1 protein-coding gene is annotated in these 907 nt (G+C 33.4%); it reads right to left on the minus strand.

The window, feature by feature from the left end:
* Positions 1-44 precede the first annotated feature (44 nt).
* The gene (locus tag FD33_RS10985; protein ID WP_156407845.1) at positions 45-824 is read right to left on the minus strand and encodes a hypothetical protein; all 780 of its coding nucleotides are present in this window, start codon (positions 822-824) and stop codon (positions 45-47) included.
* Positions 825-907 lie beyond the last annotated feature (83 nt).

Consider the following 907-nt stretch of genomic DNA (forward strand, 5'->3'; position numbering starts at 1 on the left):
CTTCTTTGGTGACTTGTCCGAAAAATTCGATTAATTGTTGCAATCTACCTTAAATAAATAGTTTTCTGTGGTGCCTGACTATCTAAAGTCAATATCATATCCGAAGTATCTGCAAATTCATACCCACTTGGTGCTTGTAAAACAATTGAACTGCCTTCGTCACCAGCCCCGGTTATATCTTTACCTATTTGTTGATTAGTATCTTTATCCAAATATTTAATATCATAATTAACGCTCTTAGCTATTTCAATTGTCTTAGTTGGATTCTTAGCGTCTACTTTAAAAGTTTTTTGAGTGTCACTTAGCGCATAACCACTGGGAAGCTTAGATGTATCAATCATAACAGTTGAGCCATCTACTGCTTGTCCTGATTGCGTATCAATAACATTACCAGTCTTCTTGTTTTTGATAATAAAATTATAATTTACTTGTGTCTTATCGCCTGAAACAGTTATCAATTGATTGCGCTTAGTATAAACAATCTTATTACCAGCAACGTGACTTCCTTCATCAATAACTGGAGTTCCGCTATCATCAATACCAATAGCTTCATAAGTTACTTTATATTGACCAGGTTTAGTAATATCAATCGCATTAGAATTCATAGTAACAGAATATTTATTACCATTAGAATCGGTAATCGTAACTGGCTTACTTAATCCATTTTTATCATTTAATTGTAAAGTTCGATTAGCTAGTTGATTCCAATCTGGCTCCTGGAAAATCTTTACGTGTCGAATTAAAGAATTCCCCTTTATACCATAAGTTACATCAGTAGGAGTAAATTCAATTTCTCCACCCTTAGTGTCTATATTGGAACTCATATGAGTTATTTCAGTTTCAACATCAACCTGGATGTAAGCTGATTCCTGAGACAACTTTTAAGAGAGGGTATAATGAATAAATC

Origin of the sequence: Companilactobacillus paralimentarius DSM 13238 = JCM 10415 (assembly GCF_001434985.1) — a bacterium.
In the GTDB taxonomy this organism is placed as follows: Bacteria; Bacillota; Bacilli; order Lactobacillales; family Lactobacillaceae; genus Companilactobacillus; species Companilactobacillus paralimentarius.